Source organism: Lentimicrobium saccharophilum (assembly GCF_001192835.1).
In the GTDB taxonomy this organism is placed as follows: domain Bacteria; phylum Bacteroidota; class Bacteroidia; order Bacteroidales; family Lentimicrobiaceae; genus Lentimicrobium; species Lentimicrobium saccharophilum.
In genome coordinates this window covers 622,871-643,369 of the sequence record NZ_DF968182.1, presented here as the reverse complement: position 1 = coordinate 643,369, position 20,499 = coordinate 622,871, and the positions used below count along the sequence as shown (strand labels likewise).

The window sequence follows — 20,499 nt, the reverse complement described above, 5'->3', positions numbered from 1 at the left end:
AAAACTTCAGCAACGACGCCTATTTATTTCCGGAGGACTTTTGCTTCTGTTCCCAGATCCAGCCGGCATCCAGGCGCAGCATCTCTTCATAGGAAACGCCTCTGGCAGCAGCTTTTTCACGTATGGAAGCCCGGTAGCCGGGATCGGAATCAATGGTTTGCATAATTCCGGCAATGGCCTCCTCCTTTCCCGGTAATCCCGCAGCAGGAGGCTGGCTGGGCGCAGGTACCCGCCCTTCGTTCAGGGCATCATAAACCTGGTCGATAAAACCGTACGGAAAACGGTACAGATTGGCTTCCGTAGCCATGATGATGATCACATCGGCGCGGCCCAGTTCATCCATCAGGTCGAGATCCTTGGTTTTACGCGGCTCAGACCATTGCGGGTTGTGCACCTGCTCATTATAGTACCAGAAATTGTCATCCGCAAAAAGGCGGCTGGAAATCCCGCTGCCGTATATATTCCAGTAATAGCTGTCGGAAACCACAATGGCATTGGGCTTCACCTTTCCTTCCTCGTTTCCGAACCGCAACCTGGGGTATGCCATGGGATAATGGGGAATGGTAAACAGCAGGTTCATCCCTTCGGCCACATCGTAATCCGGGCTGCGCAGGGTATCGGGAAGGTCGAATCCATCCCACCTGAAGTCCACCATATCAATGCCGCGCCTGCTTTCAGTATAACTGATCAGCGAATCTACCGCCAGCGCCACCCCGTATGCACTCCAGTGGATGCCGCACTGCGGGTACAACGGATAAGCGGCTGTATCTTTCATCTTAACAAACCATTTATTGAAATCAATCACCGGAAGAGCATGTTTTGCAAAAGATTCCCTGATCACCGCATAATTGGTGGCTTCCCCCGATGGACGGTCAAGATATTTGGCGGGTATTTTCTCAGGAAAGAATGACGCTTTGCCGGGTGCCAGCACAAACACCAGGGTTTTGCCGGCTGCCTGCAGGTTTTCGTGAACCAGCGCCGCTTTTCGGGCCTGCGCTTCAATGGCTGTATATCCCGAAAAATCCCATCCCTTCCAGGCCCTGATATAGTTGATTTCGAACAGGTAATTGTCCCTGCCGACCACCACCCCGGCAGCCCGGGCTGTATCAAACAGCCAGAAATCGAGCTGATTGTTCAGGCGCACAAGCAGGGGTCTGAAACCTATGGAGTGTTCGTAATAATCGTTGTAATCTTCCTGATAGCTGCCACTGAAAACCGATTTCAGGGTGGCACCGGGCTTAACCGGCTCCTGGAAAGAACCTTTAAGGGGGCTTACATCAAATACCGGCACCGTCCGCTGCAACAGCGGCAACCCCAGCATCAGCATCAGCAGACCAAAAAGAAGTTGTTTCAGTTTTGTCATTTCAGAACCTGAAGTAGATGAAGGGATTAAAACCTGAGGAAGTGATGGCTGCCAGACTAATGATAAACAGCAGGACAGAGGCCGCGGTCATCCACACCATGGTGGAAATCCTCTGCTTTTTGGCAAAGAGTTTCATCTGCCATTTCTCAATGTTACCGAAAGCCGCCCAAAGGCCGAAGAAAGCGCCGATAATCAGCATTATCCATACTTTCTGGCTGATATACACCGCGGGGCCGCCTTCAAAAGAGAACATACGCCCAAGGAAATGGATGGCGTAAGGCAGGGTTTCGGCCCTGAAAAGTACCCAACCCACCAGGGTAATGATAAAGGTGATCAGGATGGAAGGGGCTTTCCCGATGGCCGCGAAAAACTTCAGCAGAAAAATCCTGTCGGCGATCAGGAAGAAACCATGGAACGCACCCCACACCACGAAGTTCCAGGCCGCGCCGTGCCAGAAACCCGAAATCAGGAATACCAGCCAGAGGTTAAAATACAACCGCCGTATCGAAACCCTGTTACCGCCCAGGGGAATGTACAGGTAATCGCGCATCCAGCGCCCCAGCGAAATATGCCAGCGTCGCCAGAACTCACTGATATTCTGAGAAATATAAGGATTATTGAAATTCTCCAGAAAGTCAAAACCGATCATCCTGCCAAGACCGATGGCCATATCGGAATAACCGGCAAAATCGTAATAGATCTGGAAGGCATAGGCCAGCACCCCCATCCAGGCGGTAGCGGTGGTCATGCCTGCAGGATCCATGGCAAAAACGGTATCGGCATACTCGCCCAGTACATTGGCGATCAGCACCTTCTTACCCAAACCCAGGGCAAACCTGAAAAAACCGGTCAGGCGGTTGTCCGCATTTTCGTTGGCGCGCCGGTCTTCAAGCTGATCGGCAATTTCATTGAAACGCACAATGGGGCCGGCAATCAGCTGGGGAAACATAAGGATGTAGAGGGCAAAATCGCTGATCTTTTTCAGCGGGACATGCACCTTGCGATAGACATCCACCGCATAAGTCATTTTCTGAAAACTGAAAAACGAAATGCCAATGGGCAGTGCCACCTTTGCCCATTCCACCGGTTTGCCGCCAAAACCTTCCACCATCAGGTTGAAGTTCTCGACAAAGAAATTGGCATATTTGAAATAGAGCAGCATGCCGATGTTCAGCACAATGGAAAATGCCACCAGTAAACGCTTCTTCCTGCCCTTCGACCGGTGCATCACCTTTACAGCGTAAAAATCGGCGATGATTGATCCGACAACAATGAAAATAAAAGTGGGCGCTCCCCAGGCATAGAAAAATAAACTGGCTGCCAGGGCGACATAGTTCTTGTATCTTACATCGGCAAAATAATAGAACAACAGGAAAACCGGCAAAAAGTAAAGAAGAAACAGGCTGCTGCTGAAAACCATTGCTCAGGAATTAAATGGTGCCTATCGGAAATTTATTAGCCAGCAAATGTAAGGAAGTTGAAGAAGATAACAGCAAACAACCGGCAGGTTTTGGAGAATACAAAAGCTTACGGGAGTTGCCGGAGCCGGCCGGCCGTTCAGGTACACTTACTTCCACATTCGGGTGATCTTATCATCGACCCATTTTTCTATGGCTGCTGCAGTATCCGTCTGCGGCGAAGCAGCCAGGATACGCCGCATCAGGGCCGGGTCGTTTCCTGCGCTGTTCTTCAGATATTCTTCAAGATACGGCCGGTTGATCAGAATCCTGTAATTTCTTTTTTGTCTTTCGGCCTTCGAAATTTCATGCAGGGGATAATAAACGCCTTTTACCCCCGGAGCATAGTCAGGATCTACCAGGGATCCCTGCAGGTCAGGCCTTAGGGTTGTTTCGAAAAAAGCATCTGAATAGGCTGCCCGGGTCATGGCATCATAATGAATAATGCCCTGCCGGTATTGCCATTGCTGGAAGACACTTAAAAAAACAAAGAAACCGGTTATAAGCAGAAATGCAGCCCTGAGTAACCTGAAACGCTGCGTAAGCATAGCCTGTGCCACGGCAGCCACCCCAAAGGCAAATATCCCGTATCCGTCAATGTAGGCACGGTTACCGAAACTCCCGCCAAACCACCAGCACCACCATGATGCATTCACCCAGACAAGCAACACCAGCATAATTGCCGTGAGGTTAAATAATCCCCGCTGTTTGCGGTATAGTAAAGGAAGTCCGGTAAAAGCCAGCAGCATCAGCGGCGTATAAACAAGCCATCCCTTCCGCCAGCTGAACAGGCTGCTGAAAACCTGCGGATTACCAAAAAAGAACCCCTCTTCGCCGTAAGTGTAATAAAACCAGCTGCCGCTGGCAAATTTCCAGAATACCAGCTGCGGCGCCCATACTATTAAAAATCCGGCTATCATGATGATCAGCCCCCTGTAATTGCTCAGAATAAACTGAGCCCTCTCGCGGAAGCGATAAACAGCTTTCCCGGGCATAAAGAGTATGATCATGCCAAAAATTATATTGGTCGGCCTTATCAGCACAATCAGGCCGAACAAGAGACCCAGCAGCAGGGATTGTTTCAGTCCTGGTTTTGCCAGCCACCGCTGCGTCTGAACGGCCATCAGCAGGATCAGCGCAAAGCTGAAGATATGCGACATGGCCGGCTCATGGGTTACATACCAAAGCATATTTGTGCCAAATGCCACCACAACAAGGGTAAGAGCCACCGCAGCTTCATCAAAATAGCTGAGCAGCAGTTTCCTGAGCAGCCACAAGCCCAGCAGCAGGTACAACAGGGACGCGATCACCAGGGCCACTTTGTAGGGAATAGTATAGACTCCGCCCGCCGCACCTGTCAGCGGCATAACAATGTAATGGGTAAAAAGAAAGAAAGGGGCATAAACCATCGCCATCCCCATCGACATCTTGGGTATCCTGACTCCGGTTTCAGGATGAGCGGAAAGCCAGAATTTTCGCTGATAATCAGGTTCTTCCTGAAAGAAACCGAACGTCAGATCGTGATGTACAAAAACAGCAGGGAGATAAATATAGTAAAGGTGTACGTCGTCCTGAATGATGCGGATGGGGTTCTCCCATTCACGCGTTTTCAGATTAATACCCGTTATACTGATAAAAACCAGCCAGAGTGTAACAAGAGACAGCAGGTTTTTTCCTGCTTTACCGAAGAAATATTCAGAAATCCGGTCAATGCCGTCAACCAATTTCTTCATCTCAGAAGTCTCCGGGACTGTATTTGCTTTTCTGCTGTTTCTGTAATTCTTCGTATTTTTTACAGTCAATTTCCACCGACAGTGGACCTGAAGGCCCTTCAAAATCGCCCTGCGACAGTTTCAGTTTCGGATCAGCATAAATGCGCTTCATATAAAGGGCCCAGATCGGGAGTGCCATATTCGCCCCTTGCCCCAGGGTGATGGTCCTGAAACGGATGCTGCGGTCTTCACCGCCCACCCACACGCCGGTTACCAGGTCGGGGGTCAGGCCCATAAACCATCCGTCTGAGTTGTTTTGCGTGGTTCCGGTTTTACCGGCCACGGGATTTGCAATGCCGTACTTATACCGCAAACGAACGCCTGTTCCGCTTTCCACCACCCCTTTCATCAGTTCCAGCATCAAAAAGGCGGTTTCTTCACTCATGGCCTCTTCCTGCCGGGGCATAAAGCGGGCCAGCACGTTTCCGTTTTTATCTTCGATGCGGGTCACGAAAAGCGGTTCGATGTATACCCCTTTGGCCGCAAAAGTATTCATGGCCCCTGTCATCTCATAAAGAGTAAGGTCAGGGGTCCCCAGCGAAATGGAAGGCACGGGGTCGATGGGGCTGACAACCCCCATTTTCCGGGCGATCTTGATCACCGCCATGGGCGAATACCTTTTGATCAGAAAGGCCGAAATCCAGTTGATGGAATTGGCAAGTGCCTCTTTCAGGGTCACCATCTCGCCTTTCTTATAATCGTTGGAGTTGCGGGGTTCCCACCTTCCGCCCTCAGGGAGATCGATGCTGTACTGAATGTTCGCCACTTTGGTGCAGGGTGAGAAATCGCCCTCCTGCATGGCCAGCGTGTAAACAAAAGGCTTGAATGTAGAACCAACCTGCCGCCTGGCCATTTTAACATGGTCGAACTGGAAGTGGCTGTAATTGATGCCACCTACATAAGCCCTGACAAATCCGGTCTGCGGCTCCACCGACAACAGGCCGGCTTGCAGAAAGAACTTACAGTAACGGATGGAATCCCAGGGCGTCATAATGGTATCGCGCTCTCCCTGCCAGGTAAATACCTTCATAGGTGTTTTGGTGTGAAACGCCAGGCGGATGGAGTCTTCGGGCAACCCGGCAGCCTTCATTTTCCGGTAACGCTCTGATCGTTTCATCGAAGCATTGAGCAGCTTGTGCGCTTCCGCCTTCACCTGTGACTTCGGAAAATCAAAAGGAGCCTCTTCCCTGCCCTTCCAGTGCCTGAAAAATGCAGGCTGGATATCGCCACCCATGTGCTCCGCCACGGCCTCCTCAGCATAACGCTGCATCCGTGAATTAATGGTGGTATAGATCCTTAATCCGTCTTTGTAAAGATTGTATTTCGATCCGTCGGGTTTCGGATTCTTCTCTATCCATCCGTAGATCGGATTGGAGACCCACTGCAATGAATCCTCGGTATATGCCTGCTTGTCTATATAGTTTTTCCGGTGCGGCTTCTTTGCCGACATGGCCATGCGCAGGTACTCACGGAAGTAAGTAGCTGTACCTGAAGTATGATCCTGCTGCCGGTATTTTGACATATCCAGGGGAATCACCCTGATGGAATCGTATGCATGTTCACTGATGTAACCGTATCTTTCCATCTGATGGAGCACCACCTCCCTGCGCTTGATGGCCCTTTCGGGATTACGCACCGGCGAAAAGAAGGTTGGCGCTTTCAGCATACCCACAAGCATGGCCGACTCTTCAATAGTCAATTCGGAAGGCAGCTTGTTAAAAAAAGTCTTCGCAGCCGATTTGATGCCAAACGAATTGCTTCCGAAATCCACTGTATTGAAGTACATGGCCAGAATCTCTTCTTTAGTGTAATTACGCTCCAGCTTTATGGCTGTTACCCACTCCTTTAACTTGATAAACACCGTTTCAAAGAAATTACGGTTGGCTTTCCGCGGGAAGAGATTTTTGGCCAGCTGCTGGCTGAGCGTACTTCCTCCGCCTTTATTGCTCCCGGTCAGCAGCCCGAAGGTTACCCTGAAAAGCGCCTTTACATCTACCCCCGAATGCTTCTCAAAACGGGCATCCTCCGTGGCAATAATGGCATTTACCAGGTTGGGAGACAGGTCTTTGTAATTTATATTTGACCGGTTTTCAATATAATATTTGCCCAGCAACTCCTGGTCGGCCGAGATGATTTCGGAAGCCAGGTTGCTCTTGGGATTCTCCAGTTCTTCAAATGAAGGCATAAATCCGAGCAGTCCTGAAGAAATGGCTGTAAATAAAAGGACTATGAAAACAAATACAACGAGGTATGCTTTCCAGAAGCGCTTCTTCCAGGAATTAACATCAGCTGTGCTGCCTTTAGGTTTTTTGCTCATTCTGTTGTCACATTCGTTCTGATCACTCAAACTTCACCCGGCCTTCCAATCCTGCTACCGGCATCCTTTACTTTTTCTCCAGCCTTACACCCGCCTCCGAAATTCCTTCCAACACATCCTCCCGCATGGCCTGGTTCAGCCGCAACGTATATTCTCCCTTCCGCGGAAAACGGATGTTGTCCCTTACCCAGATGCGGTTGTCACGGTAGCGACCGTTGCCCTTGCCCAGCCATTCACCGTTTTTGGATGCCAGCATACACTCAATGGTATCGCGCGACATGCCACCCCCGGGATAGGAGGTGGTAAGAAAGAAATAGATGTTATTGTACTTGTACGAAGTACTGTTTCGCACATTCAGATAAAAACTGTAAGGACTGACGGTATCTTCAATATTCACGGTAAAACTCAGCGCATCCTCCTTGGGCCAGCGGTCACCGGGAAGGCTCAGGCTCTCATCATAAAACTTATCCGGATCACAACCTGCAAAGGCAATCACCAGCAGAAAGGATAACGGATATTTAACCAGGTTATTCAGAAATGTCATTTTCATTACGTTGTATTCAACGCCCGAATGGCAGATAAATTATCTCACCCCGGATTTCCGTTCGTGAAATTTAAACTTCATCACTCATCAAAATCCTCTTCCCGTCAGCCGGATTACTGATCAAATCTGTGCAAATCCTCCTGACCAACAACATTTTCAAAATCAACTTTTTTCTCCAGTTTGCGGGCAAAGTCCTCGAGTTTATCAATGGCCTTCCCCTTCCTGTTCAGATCAATGATCTCTTTTACCTTATCCACGGGGATGGCCATCATATTGTTCGGGTCCGATTTGTAGGCATACCAGATCACGCCGCCAAAAACATCCGTTTTTTGGGGTATGGCATCTCCCTTTTTCGTATTGAGCACGGTATCGTCCGGAGGAAAGTGTTTTAACGCTTCGGCATAAGCGGAATACTCGTAATTCAGACAGCATTTGAGCTTGCCACACTGTCCGGCGAGCTTCTGCGGATTAAGTGAAAGTTGCTGAATGCGCGCCGCATTGGTACTTACCGTGTTGAATCCGTTGAGCCAGGTTGAGCAGCAAAGTTCACGGCCACAGGTACCTATACCCCCCAAACGGGCGGCCTCCTGCCTTGCCCCGATCTGACGCATCTCAATCCTCACCTTGAACTCTTCAGCGAGAATTTTGATCAGTTCACGGAAGTCAACCCGCTCATCAGCCGTATAGTAAAAAATCGCCTTCGTATCATCCCCCTGGTATTCAACATCATTGATTTTCATTTTCAGGTTAAGCCGGGCGGCAATTTCCCTGGCCCTGAACATGGTGTTGTCCTCCTTTTCCACCGCGGTTATCCACTTTTCAATATCACTTAACCTGGCCTTGCGGTATACCTTGCGGATATCATCCCTTCCGGGATCAGTGTTCCGTTTACGCATCTGAAGCCTGACAATCTCACCGGTCAGGGAAACAATCCCGATGTCGTGGCCCGGATTGGCCTCCACCGCCACAATATCGCCGGCGTGCAGATCAGGATCGCAGGAGGAACGGAAAAATTCCTTGCGGTTATTCTTAAACCTTACCTCAATACAATCAAATGGTTTATGGCCCTCAGGCATCGGTACATAACCCAGCCAGTCAAAAGCGTCAAGTTTGGCGCAACCGTGCTTAAAAATCTTGTCATTCTTATGAATCAGGCTGGGTTGATGGCAGCAGCCCCGGGTAACAAAATGATTTTTTTCGGGAGATATTTTTTCAGTTTCTTCCATTTTTTGAGTGTTGTGAAATTGAATCCCTCAGGGATGCCCCCTGAAACGGGATGAAATATATTGATTTTCAACCGGTCATCGGTTGAACATGTAAAAGGCAAATGTACAATAAAAGCTTGAAAAGAAAATTAAGGGTTAAAGGAATCAGGATGTTCATTTTCTCCCGTATGGGGGTTAATTCGTCATTTGATGTGCGGCAGTTAAAGATGTACTTAATAATTAGCAGTGTAATCCAGGAAATAATTTCACAGAGATGCATAGTGAATCAAAGAGAAGTCACTGAGGCTCAAAGAGGGTTGTATTCTTCTCCGTGTTGCTCCGTGAAGCCTCGGTGTGCTCTGTGTAACTTTTTTTTCACAGAGATTCACAGAGTAGTCACAGAGGGTCACAGAGTTCAATATTCGTCACAGTGATACCTCGTTGAGTTCTATGTGACTGCTTATTTTAAAAGACCCAGCGAGTCTGATTTTGAGGGATAAACCTTTAACACTTACTGATGATTTATCCCCTTACAAATATTTGATTTTTATGTCCTGATAACAATCGAGATATCATAAAACCAGCGCATCATTTAACGAATAACCCCGCAAGGGTTCCTGGTTTGCCTGCAACTGAAAATTCAGTCAGGGAGGCTTTTGCCTGAACCCGGCTGATGTTATACACCTTTCACCGGATTCTTAAACCGGATCTACATCAATGGCAATTCTGACACTTTTATAATCCCGCAGGGCCCTGAATATTTCCAGCTGACGGGTAAGCTCAGCTTTACTTTGTTTCCCCTGCAAGCCTTTGCCGGTTTTCAGCAGTAAATTCTTGATATAAAGATTTCTGACCCTTGAAACCAACGGATACTCGGGGCCCAGCAACAGTGCGCCAAAGGTTGGCTTCAGCATACCTGCCAGGACAGCAGCCGCTTTGTTCAGCAATTCGGAATCACGGTGCATCAGGGATATTTCAATCAGCCTGAAATACGGAGGAAACCGGTATTTATGCCTGTCCGAAAGTTGCTGTTCAAACATGGCATCGTAATTGTCATCCACCACCCACTGAAGCAGGGGATGTTTGGGATTGTTCGTCTGAATCATCACCAGCCCGCGCTTATGCTTGCGCCCTGCCCTGCCGCTCACCTGGGCCATCAGCTGATAGCTTCGCTCCAGCGCCCGGAAGTCGGGGTAACTCATCATCCCATCCGCGTAAAGCACACCCACCAGACTTACATTGTCGAAATCCAGTCCTTTGGTAACCATCTGGGTTCCCACCAAAACATTAATCCTCCGCGATTCAAAATCCCCAATGATGCGTTGATAGGCATTCTTGGTCCGCGTGGTGTCAAGGTCCATCCTCCCGATCACCGCATCAGGAAACAGAATGGAAAGCTCCTCCTCCACCTTCTCCGTGCCAAACCCCTGCATCTTAATAGCCGGACTGTGGCACTCGGGGCATACATCCGGAACCCGGGTGGTGTACCCGCAGTAATGGCACTTCATTACATTTACCTGCTTGTGGTAGGTGAGCGTTACATCACAGTTGATACATTGCGGAATATGATGACAGGTGTCGCATTCCAGCCTGAGCGAAAAACCCCGGCGGTTCTGGAAAAGGATAACCTGTTCCCCTGCCCCCAGGGCTTGCCTGATGGCGTCTAGCAACTGCGGCGAGAAATGCGACTTCATCCGTTTCATCCGGGCCTCTTCCCTGATATTGACAATCCGGATTTCCGGCATCTGCATACTGCCAAAACGCTCATTCAGGTTAACGAGCCCATATTTGCCGCTCACGGCGTTAAAATAACTTTCAACGGAAGGAGTAGCAGAGCCTAACAAAACAGGACATTGATGTATATATCCAAGCATTGTGGCAGCATCCCTGGCATTATACCGGGGGGCGGGATCGTTTTGCTTATATGAGCTGTCATGCTCTTCATCCACTATAATCAGCCCCAGGTCGGTAAAGGGCAGAAACAGGGCCGACCGGGCGCCGAGCAATACCTGGTAGGGTTGGTTTTGCTGATTGTCCGAGAGTGGTATGTTGGCCTTATTCCAGATCTCAATCCGTTCAAACTCGTTATACTTTGAATGGTAAACCCCGACCTTATTGCCGAAATACTTCTGAAGCCGCCTGATGATCTGCGTAGTTAAAGCGATTTCGGGAAGAAGATATAACACCTGTTTCCCCCTTCCAAGGGTTTCTTCAATCAAATGAATATAAACCTCCGTTTTCCCGCTCGAGGTAACCCCTTTTAACAAGGCGATTCCGGTTCCGTTCAGCAGGCTTTTCAGCTCATCAAGTACCTGTTTCTGAGCGTCAGAGAAAATGATGTTCCGCGAACTGTCGCTTGCATCATCATGGATCAGACGGCTGACATTGCGCGAATATGTTTCCAGTATCCCCTTTTTAATAAGCCCGTCAAGCTGGGCAGCGCTGATATCCGGGGTTTTGAGCAGTTCAGGCCGGCTGACTTCAACCGGATTTTCCGAAAAACAGCGGCTGATGCTGATATAAGCCATCAAAGCCTGCAGTTGTTTGAACGCCTTTTTGCTAAGCCTGTCCATCTCGGCATGCAACAGCGATTCATCGCGGCAGGCTTCTGTAAGGCGTATACAGGTTTCGGTCCGGGGCTTATACTTTTCGGTGATCTCTTCTTCAACCCTGACTATACCCTTCTCTATCATTGTCTTCACCAAAGGAATCACTTTGGCCATCCCGACAATGCGGCTGATATCGGTGAGCGTAAGGATCTTCTGCAACTCAAGGGCTTCTGTCACCATAAACTCCCGGTCGCTGAGCAGCTCTCCGTCCTTTACATATTCAGGATCCATTACCACCCGGGTTTCGCTCGCCAGTTTATACGCCGAAGGCAGGGCAGCATTCATCACTTCGCCCACCGTACATAAATAGTACTCAGCCATCCATTCCCACAGCTGGAACTGCTTCCCGTTCACTACCGGCCAGGGATCCACAACTGCAAGCACATACTTTACCGACATCACAGCAGGCACCTGTTGATGTATCCGCCTGACCAGCGCTGTATAAAACTTCTTCTGACCGAACTGCACCACCACACGCATGCCCGGAGCAATCATCCCGTTCAGCTCCCGGGGTATCCTGTAAGTGAAATAGCCCTTTACAGGAAGCGGAAGCAGAACTTCCGCAAATAAAGTGATGGTTTCCTGATCCGTCAAAGTGGTATTCTTTTCAACGATCAAAGATACAAACCCCCTGAAATTGTTTTGGAATATTTCTTAACACCCGGCCCGGTCCGCGCAGCATGTTTACGGACAACCACCTGTCCGGTCTTCTGAAATTCGTCATTTTATTGTACCTGCCCGAGATGAAAACTGAAAAATGATTAACTTAGCATTGAGGAACATACCGGCATCCGTTAGCCTGAAGTCCTGATTTAATTTACTTTATTGTACCATAACCATACTGCATCATACCTGCTGATATTGGTGCGAAAGGTTTTTATTCATCAAAAACAAATCTGAAATATGCGCTGGACCGGAAGACGTGGAAGTTCAAATGTTGAAGACCGCCGTGGCATGTCGGGCGGCAAGATGGCCCTTGGCGGAGGATTAGGCACCATTGTTATTGTGCTGATTGTCTGGCTCATGGGCGGTGACCCCGGCCAGATGCTGGGAGGCCTGGAATCAGGGCAAACTGAACAAACAGTGGAGACGTCCGCCGAAGAAGACCAGATGGCGCAATTTGTATCGGTGGTACTTGCCGATACCGAGGAAGTCTGGAAAATGATTTTTGAACAATCTGGACAAACTTACCGGGAGCCGAAACTGGTACTTTTCAGGGATCAGGTGCAATCGGCATGTGGGTATGCCAGTGCTGCCAGCGGACCCTTCTATTGTTCGGGCGACGAAAAAATATACATCGACCTGAGTTTCTGTGATGTATTGAAGACCCGTTTCGGCGCTCAGGGCGATTTTGCTGTTGCCTATGTGATTGCGCATGAAGTAGGCCATCATGTTCAGAAACTGCTGGGAATTCTCGAAGAAGTGCAGGCACAACGAGCCCGGCTCAGCCAGACGGAAGCCAATGCACTAACCGTTAAACTCGAACTGCAGGCCGACTTCCTGGCCGGATTGTGGGCCCACCATGCCGACCGCATGATGGATATCCTCGAGACCGGTGACATCGAAGAAGCGTTACGCGCCGCGGCTGCCGTCGGCGACGACAATATCCAGCTGAAATCCCAGGGCCGTATTGTCCCCGACGATTTTACACACGGCACCTCCGAACAAAGGATGTCATGGTTCCGTAAAGGCTGGGAAACCGGCGACCTGGCTCAGGGCGATACCTTCAGGAGGGGAGCTGTTTAGCAGTATCACACTTTACGTTTCATAATTTCAAATACCGGGCTGGCAGGAACGTCCCGTCCAGCGTGTTCAGGTATTAAGGTGTTAAGATGTTCAAGTGCTCATGTCCGTTAGAAGCAACTTACCCAGCCCTCATCGGCTGAACGGCAACCGTGATAAATTACTAACCTCCATTTAACCTCTCATTTTTTCATCCTGCATGTGAATCCTGCAACTTTCCACCTACTTTTTACTACCTGCTACCTACTTCTTACTTCATACTTCTTACTTCTTACTTCCCTCCCTCTCCCCTTCACTCTCTACCAGGCTGGCACGGTCGTCCCTTCCGTGCCCTTTTCTCCCCTGTCTCCGATTTGACTCACTTCTCACTTCATTTCCTATCTTTGCAAAAAAAATCATTGTCATGAACAGAGGACCTGTTTCACAATTTATCGAGCATCACTACAGGCATTTTAACGCCGCTACCGTGGTGGATGCCGCAAAATCTTACGAAAATCACCTTGCCGAAGGCGGAAAAATGATGATTACCCTGGCCGGAGCCATGAGCACCGCCGAGCTGGGCATCTCCCTTGCCGAAATGATCCGTCAGGACAAGGTACAAATCATCAGTTGTACCGGTGCCAATCTTGAAGAAGACATTATGAACCTGGTTGCCCACAGCCATTACAAACGGGTGCCGCACTACCGCGACCTCACCCCGCAGCAGGAATTTGAACTGCTGGAACAGGGCATGAACCGGGTTACCGATACCTGCATCCCCGAGGAAGAGGCTTTCCGCAGAATTCAGCATCACATCGAGAAAATCTGGAAGGATGCCCAGGCAAACGGCGAGCGCTGGTTCCCGCATGAATATATGTACAAACTGCTGCTCAGCAAAGTGATGGAAAAGGACTATGAAATAGATCCCAAACATTCCTGGATGCTGGCCGCCGCCGAAAAAAACCTGCCGATCATCGTTCCGGGCTGGGAAGACAGCACCATGGGAAATATCTTCGCTTCATATTGTATCAAAGGCGAACTGAATCCCTCCACCATGAAGTCGGGCATCGAATACATGATGTACCTCTCGGAATGGTACCGTAAGAATTCCTCGGGAAAAGGAGTAGGATTCTTCCAGATAGGCGGAGGCATCGCCGGCGATTTCCCCATCTGCGTGGTACCCATGATGTATCAGGACCTTGAGTGGCACGACGTTCCTTTCTGGTCATACTTCTGCCAGATCAGCGACTCAACCACCTCTTACGGATCCTATTCAGGCGCAGTTCCCAACGAAAAAATCACCTGGGGCAAACTCGATATCGACACTCCGAAATTCATCATCGAGAGCGATGCAACCATCGTCGCTCCCCTGATCTTCGCATGGCTGCTGCGTTGGTAATTTTCGACGTTTCAGCCAATTTAACTGATAATTAATGGATTAACCCCGGGATGAACTTCCGGGGTTAATTATTTCCACACAAAACTGGTAACCGAAGTTGCCGGCAGGTTCACGGTGAAGATCTGCGGCCCCTGTTCTACGGCAAACCCCACGGCATCGCCGCTGTAATTTGCGGCAATCAGCACCTTCGAGCCATCGGCGTTCTGAAACGCTACCACCCCGGCATCACCCGCCGATTGCGGCAGATTCCCGCTGATTCTGCGCGCTCCGGGACGAACGAATTTCGAAAAATGGGCGATGGCATAATACTCCTCATTCCGGGTGATTTCTCCCGTTACCGAATTGATGGTAATCACACCCCGGCAGTTGTTGCACCCGTTGTTCTGCGGCCCGTAATTTTCATCCAGGGCCAGGTTCCAGAGCAGCGCGTTCTTCGACCAGTTACGGGCGGTTCCGATAAAGATGTTTCGCATATTCCACATCAGGTTGCCGGCAAAATCGGTAGCCCAGGCACCACCGGAAATTTCTGTAAAATACAGCGCCTTGTCGGGATGGGCCTGATGTACCGTTCCCATGGCCGACACATCCCCGGCATAAGCGTGAAAGGCCGAACCTGCCACATATTGCCTGGCGTCAGGATCATCCAGAATGGTAATGGGATAATCGGGCCGGTCCCAGTTATGGTCGTAAGTGATGATTCTTGTGGATATACCCTCAGCGGCAAACACCGGTCCCAGGTTGTTTTTAATAAACTGAAGCTGCTCTCCCGCCTGCATCTGCATACACGGATAATTGGCCGTAAAATGCAGGGGCTCATTCTGTATCGTCACCGCGTCAATTGTAATGCCTTCTTCCGCCATCGCCCGGATATACCTGACAAAATATTCGGCATATACAGGGTAACAATCTGTCTTCAGCTTTCCGCCCGCCAGCTTGCCGTTGGTTTTCATCCATGCCGGCGGACTCCAGGGAGATCCCAGTATGCTGAGATCCGGAGATATTTGAAGGATCTCTTTCATCACCGGAATCACATCATCCCTGTCCTGGGAAAGCGAAAAATTATTCAATCCGAAATCCGTCTGACCGGCCGGCAAATCATTGTAGGTAAAGTCGGAAAGCGAAAAATCGGAAGCGCCCATAGTCAGCCGGAGGTAAGAAATACCAATCCCGGCTTCAGGGTCAAACAGTTCATTCAACAGTGCCTGTCTTGTCTGTGGCGTTAACTTGCGGTTGATCAGCCAGGCCGAAGAACCCGTGAGTGCGGCGCCGTAGCCTTCCACTTCCTGATAGGTAATGGCGGTGTCGATCCTGAGCACAGCCTGCCCGGCAGGGACGCTGCTGATAAAGGAAATCTCCCTGCCTGCTGCCAGCAATTGCGCACGGTCGCCGGTGGTTACCCATGATTTTACGCTGTTTCCCGGCCCGGGTTCTTCAGGTTTGGGTTTATCCTTCTTGGTGCAGGCGGTCACTCCCGTCGAAAGCAGGATAACTAAAATCAGTATTACCGGCAGTTTGCTTCTTTCAGATTTCATCTCAGTAATCTTTAAACAACAGTTAAACGACAATTCACAGGAAATCATGCGTTCCCGGCAACCACCGGGCAACCGTAAACAGGGGCGCATCCGGTAAAAGACGCGCCCCGGCGTGGTTGTTATTTGAGCCTGGATGATCCGGCAAAAATCCGGATCTCAGATCAGTAACCCGGGTTCTGGGTCAGCAGTTCATTCTTATCCAGTTCCGATTGCGGGATGGGCCACAACAGGCCGTTTTGCGTCAGGTTGTATCCGAACTTATTCCCGTCGGGTCCGATGGCGTTGTTGATCACCTCTATGGCCCTTCCGGTGCGTTTCAGGTCAAACCAGCGCTTGCCTTCAAAAGCCAGCTCCAGGCGGCGTTCCTTCTCTATAGCCAACCGCATCGCCTCTTGAGTCGAAGCCTGGGTATCCGGCAGGTCTGCACGGCCACGGATCTGATTTACCAGTTGGGCAGCGCCGTTCACATCGCCCAGTTCATTCAGCGCTTCAGCCTTTAGCAGTATAATATCCGCCAGTCTTACCAGGATATAATTCTGAGGACTCGGCCAGGTGATGATCCGGTATTTGTTCATAAACGGATAACTATTGGCCGGCCAGTTGGCATCCGACCACTTACCGGTTACATCTTCAAATGATATTGAAGCATTTTTGCGGATCATATCATTCTCATCGTCAAAAGCCTTCACCAGATCATTGGATGGAATATTGAACTTCTTCCAGTCGGTGCCCCTGAACATGCTGGAACCCCAGTTGGCATCGCTGGCGGTACCTGCATAATTCACCTCAAAGATGGATTCCGGGGAGTTCTCATTCTCATTATTCCAGAGCATGTCGAATTCGGGCAGCAGCGAATAGCCCCCGGCAATCACCGCATCGCAATATTCCACTACTTTGTTGTAATCTTTCGGTTCAATGGTGGCGTAGACTTTCGCCAGGTAGGCATTGGCCGCACCTTTGGTCGCAAAGCCCTTGTGGGGCTGGGTTGTTTTAACATTGGCCAGGGCATATTCCAGGTCAGCAATAATCTGCTCATATACTTCGGCCATGGGTTTGCGCTCGGGATAAAGCTGGGGATAAATTTCATCCAGCTCCGCGGCACTCACACTGGTAACCTCTTTCAATTGCAGCGGAACATCGCCCCAGAGCTGAACGGCTTCAAAGTACATCACCGCCCTGACAAAAGATGCTTCACCCTTTATTTCCTTTTTGCGCTGTTCGCTGAAAGAGGCATCGGGCGTTACTTCAACATTGTTGATGAGCAGATTGGCCTTCCCGATGGTTTGATACAAATAAGCCCAGTCGCGGCTTACATTGGAATTGGTGGCCACAATCCGGTAATCATCAATCTGGAAATTGGAAGGGTTATCAGCTCCGGCATAAGCGTCGTCCGATTGCGCATCGCCGTTGACCAGCCAGTCGAGCTGCCAGTATTCATTCTGAAAATCGCCGTAAACAGCACTAAGCGCAGCTTCCGCCTCATTGGCGGTCCTGAAGATGGTGTCGCCCCGCTCTTCAATAAAAATGGAATTGCCTGTGGGTTCAATATCCAGAAACTTTTCGCAGGATGCCAGAGCCAGGGCAAACGACAGAAACAGGCTGTATTTAAATATGTTTTTCATAATTCAACGTTTTAAAATTCAACATTTACGCCAAAAACAAAGGTGCGCGACTGCGGATAGGTGCCATAGTCAATTCCTACTTCCACGGCGCTGTTTCCGTATGCATTCACCTCAGGGTCAAATCCTGAATAATTGGTGATGGTGAAAAGGTTCTGTGCAGTAACATAGATTGCCAGGTTTTTCACAAAACTGACTTTGGCATTATTTTTCAGCACATTGTATGACAGGGTAGCCGATTTCAGCCTGAGATAGGAACCATCCTCAATAAAACGGGTGGAGTTCCTGACGTTATCTACGTTTCCTCCGCCAACTGCCCTGGGGATATCGGTATTTGGGTTCTCCGGTGTCCAGCGGTCGAGCACGGCCACCGACTGGTTTTTGCTGTCGAACATCCCCTCAAGATCGATACGGGTAGCATTGAAAATGTCATTCCCGTACGAACCCTGGAAGAAGAGATTCAGACTGAAATCCTTATAAACCAGATTATTTGTGAATCCAAACGTTACCTTAGGCATTCCATAACCAATTACGGTACGGTCGCCGGGATCAAAGATCCCGTTGTTGTTCACATCCTTGTACATAATATCTCCTGTTTCAGGATTCACCCCCTCTGAAACATAACCGTAAAATGTTCCCAGCGGATCACCCACTTTCACCCTTGAAGCAAACTCATTGTTGCTGTATATACTTCCAAAATAATAGACTGGCGTATATTTGAGATTCGCAACTTCATTTTTGTTGAAGGAAAGGTTAAACTCGGTGGTCCAGTTGAGTTCGCGGTTGTCGATGTTGACTGTATTCAGACTGAATTCAAGACCTTTATTGATAATCTCTCCGGCATTGGTCAGGATGGAAGAAACCGGAAGTGAGCTGGTGAGTTGTACATTCAGCAAAACATCCACCGTCTGTTTATGATATGCATCAAATGTGAACAATACCTTTCCATCAAACATGGTCAGGTCAAGTCCGAGATTTGTCTGTCGCGTGGTTTCCCATTTCAGGTCGGGGTTTCCGTAGCTCAACTGGTAGATACCGGGGCCTGACAGAGGATCCGTTGGATCGCGGCGGTAATATGACCAAAGGGCAAAAGCCGCCTGATCGCTCAAACCCTGGAAATTTCCGGTAACCCCGTATCCCCCGCGGATTTTAAGGTCATCTATAAAGGTGAATTTCTGCATAAAGGGAGCAGAAGAGAGCCGGTAACCTGCTGAAACACCCGGCATAGTCCTCCATTTGTTCACCAGCTTGGAACTTCCGTCGCGCCGAAACGAGAAGGTAGCATAATACCTGCCGCCGAAATCGTAATTCAGCCTTCCAAAGAACGAAACACTTGAATTTGCATTATGCCAGGTACCGCCGGTACTGATTTGATTGGCAGCCCAGAGGTCTTTCACATTGGTGTCTTCCGGGAAATCTTTCCCTTCTATGTAGGTTCCCCGGCCTTCGTATTTTATAAGCGTATTTCCGACAAGGGCTGAGATAGTATGCTCACCGGTTTTCACGGTATAGTCAAAAAGGTTCTCGATCTGAATCACCATATGGTTAGAGTTGTCCGACTGCCCTATTCCATTGTTCTGCCTACCGTAATTCGTGCGCAGCGGATCCAGGTAATAATCCCAGCGGTGGCTGGTGATATCGGCACCTGCGCTTGAACGGAACTTAAGGCCCTTGGCCAGATTTATTTCGGCCTCCACCGTACCCAGCACCTTATTGTCGCGGGTCAGCTGATCAGGCCCCTGCATGTAGGCAACAGGGTTTTCCCATGAGGGCTGGAAAGGATTCGGGTCGAACCAGCCACTGCCGTCCTGCTTGTAAACATTCAGAAAAGGAGGCGTATTCAGGGCACTCATTATCACCCCGCCCCTTCCCGAGCTGGCATTGTCGGGCGTGTCTTTGGAGTCAATCGTCCAGGCCGAAAGGCTGGTCTTCAACTTGAACCATGACCTGATTTCGTTGTCGAGGTTCATCCTGAAGGTATAACGGTCGAAACGGGCCGGTTTTACCATCCCCTGCTCGGTCAGATAACCTCCTGATACAAAATAGCGGCTCTTTTCATTTCCGCCCGAAAAAGAAGCCTGGTACGACTGCTGATATCCGGTTCCGAAGGTCTCATCGGTCCAGTCGCCGAACCGGGTCCATGTCGGATCATAGGCAATACCGATGTCATTCATCAGATCCCTGTATTGCCGGGTATTGAGTACATCTATGTTTTTCCGGAGTGTTGAGAATCCGAAGTAAGTATTAAACGAAATCACCGGCTTGTCGGCACTTCCCCTTTTGGTGGTGATCAGCACCACGCCGTTGGCGGCGGCGGCACCGTAGATGGCTGCCGCGGAGGCATCTTTCAGAATGGTCATCGACTCAATGTCGTTGGGATTCAGCCCGTTGATATCCGTTGTACGGATACCGTCAACAATATAGGCCGGCTCATTGCCTGCCAGTACCGAAGTGGCGCCGCGTACACGCACGGCCAGTCCGCTGCCCGGCTTCCCCGAAGGCTGGGTGACCTGCACACCGGCAGCTTTTCCCTGCAATGCCTGGGCCACCGTGACAATGGGACGGTCTTTCAGCGCCTTGTCATCCACCACCGCCACAGCCGTGGTAATGTCTTTCTTTCGCTGAACACCGTATCCTACTACCACCACCTCGTCTAGCAATTTGCTGTCCTCGGCAAGCGTGATGTTGATGACTCCCTGTCCGGAATAGATAATTTCCTGACTGACAAAACCCATAAAACTGAATACAAGGGTCTTGCCGTTCTCCACATTCAGGCTGTAATTACCATTGATATCAGTAGTTGTGCCTGTAGCCGTCCCTTTAATCAGAACGGTAACACCCGGCAGTCCCTGCCCGCCGGCATCGGTAACTTTCCCTGTCAAAGGCCTGCCTTGCGAAAATGCAAACAACGAGGCAAGGGTAAATGATATAATCAGCAGTAGCTTATTCATAACCTTTTC

12 protein-coding genes are annotated in these 20,499 nt (G+C 49.7%); 2 read left to right on the top strand and 10 right to left on the bottom strand.

Features of this window, described 5'->3' with window-relative positions; translation table 11 throughout:
• Positions 1-19 precede the first annotated feature (19 nt).
• The 7 genes from TBC1_RS02230 to priA form a co-directional block, all read right to left on the bottom strand.
• On the bottom strand, positions 20-1,363 hold the full coding sequence (locus tag TBC1_RS02230) for an alginate O-acetyltransferase AlgX-related protein (protein WP_062037879.1): 1,344 nt from the start codon (positions 1,361-1,363) through the stop codon (positions 20-22).
• Between the two features lies 1 nt (position 1,364).
• Entirely contained in the window at positions 1,365-2,783 is a 1,419-nt protein-coding gene (locus tag TBC1_RS02225; protein WP_062037876.1) for an MBOAT family O-acyltransferase, read from the bottom strand.
• Between the two features lie 147 nt (positions 2,784-2,930).
• A complete protein-coding gene (locus tag TBC1_RS02220) occupies positions 2,931-4,553 on the bottom strand; it encodes a hypothetical protein (RefSeq protein WP_062037873.1) in 1,623 nt (540 codons plus the stop codon).
• 1 nt (position 4,554) lies between these two features.
• Positions 4,555-6,909 carry a penicillin-binding protein 1A gene (locus TBC1_RS02215; protein ID WP_082189448.1) on the bottom strand — a complete coding sequence of 785 codons (2,355 nt, stop codon included), beginning with the start codon at positions 6,907-6,909 and terminating at the stop codon, positions 4,555-4,557.
• A 67-nt stretch (positions 6,910-6,976) separates the two neighbouring features.
• Complete coding sequence (locus TBC1_RS02210; protein WP_062037870.1) at positions 6,977-7,459, bottom strand: gliding motility lipoprotein GldH; 483 nt, start codon at positions 7,457-7,459, stop codon at positions 6,977-6,979.
• 107 nt (positions 7,460-7,566) lie between these two features.
• A complete protein-coding gene (locus TBC1_RS02205; protein WP_062037867.1) occupies positions 7,567-8,679 on the bottom strand; it encodes a PSP1 domain-containing protein in 1,113 nt (370 codons plus the stop codon).
• A 677-nt stretch (positions 8,680-9,356) separates the two neighbouring features.
• Entirely contained in the window at positions 9,357-11,885 is a 2,529-nt protein-coding gene (gene priA / locus TBC1_RS02200) for a replication restart helicase PriA (RefSeq protein WP_137305377.1), read from the bottom strand.
• A 285-nt stretch (positions 11,886-12,170) separates the two neighbouring features.
• Here priA and ypfJ point away from each other — a divergent pair, with 285 nt between their 5' ends.
• Both ypfJ and TBC1_RS02190 read left to right on the top strand, forming a co-directional pair.
• On the top strand, positions 12,171-13,013 hold the full coding sequence (gene ypfJ / locus TBC1_RS02195) for a KPN_02809 family neutral zinc metallopeptidase (RefSeq protein WP_062037861.1): 843 nt from the start codon (positions 12,171-12,173) through the stop codon (positions 13,011-13,013).
• Positions 13,014-13,413: 400 nt separating this feature from the next.
• Positions 13,414-14,388 (top strand): deoxyhypusine synthase family protein, encoded by a 975-nt coding sequence (locus tag TBC1_RS02190; RefSeq protein ID WP_062037858.1) that lies wholly within the window; start codon positions 13,414-13,416, stop codon positions 14,386-14,388.
• A gap of 68 nt (positions 14,389-14,456) precedes the next feature.
• Here TBC1_RS02190 and TBC1_RS02185 read toward each other — a convergent pair whose 3' ends face one another.
• The 3 genes from TBC1_RS02185 to TBC1_RS02175 form a co-directional block, all read right to left on the bottom strand.
• Positions 14,457-15,920, bottom strand: coding sequence for a glycoside hydrolase family 30 protein (locus TBC1_RS02185; protein ID WP_062037855.1), 1,464 nt, complete (start codon positions 15,918-15,920; stop codon positions 14,457-14,459).
• Between the two features lie 161 nt (positions 15,921-16,081).
• Positions 16,082-17,542 carry a RagB/SusD family nutrient uptake outer membrane protein gene (locus tag TBC1_RS02180; RefSeq protein WP_062037852.1) on the bottom strand — a complete coding sequence of 487 codons (1,461 nt, stop codon included), beginning with the start codon at positions 17,540-17,542 and terminating at the stop codon, positions 16,082-16,084.
• Between the two features lie 11 nt (positions 17,543-17,553).
• Complete coding sequence (locus TBC1_RS02175; protein ID WP_201781622.1) at positions 17,554-20,490, bottom strand: SusC/RagA family TonB-linked outer membrane protein; 2,937 nt, start codon at positions 20,488-20,490, stop codon at positions 17,554-17,556.
• Positions 20,491-20,499 lie beyond the last annotated feature (9 nt).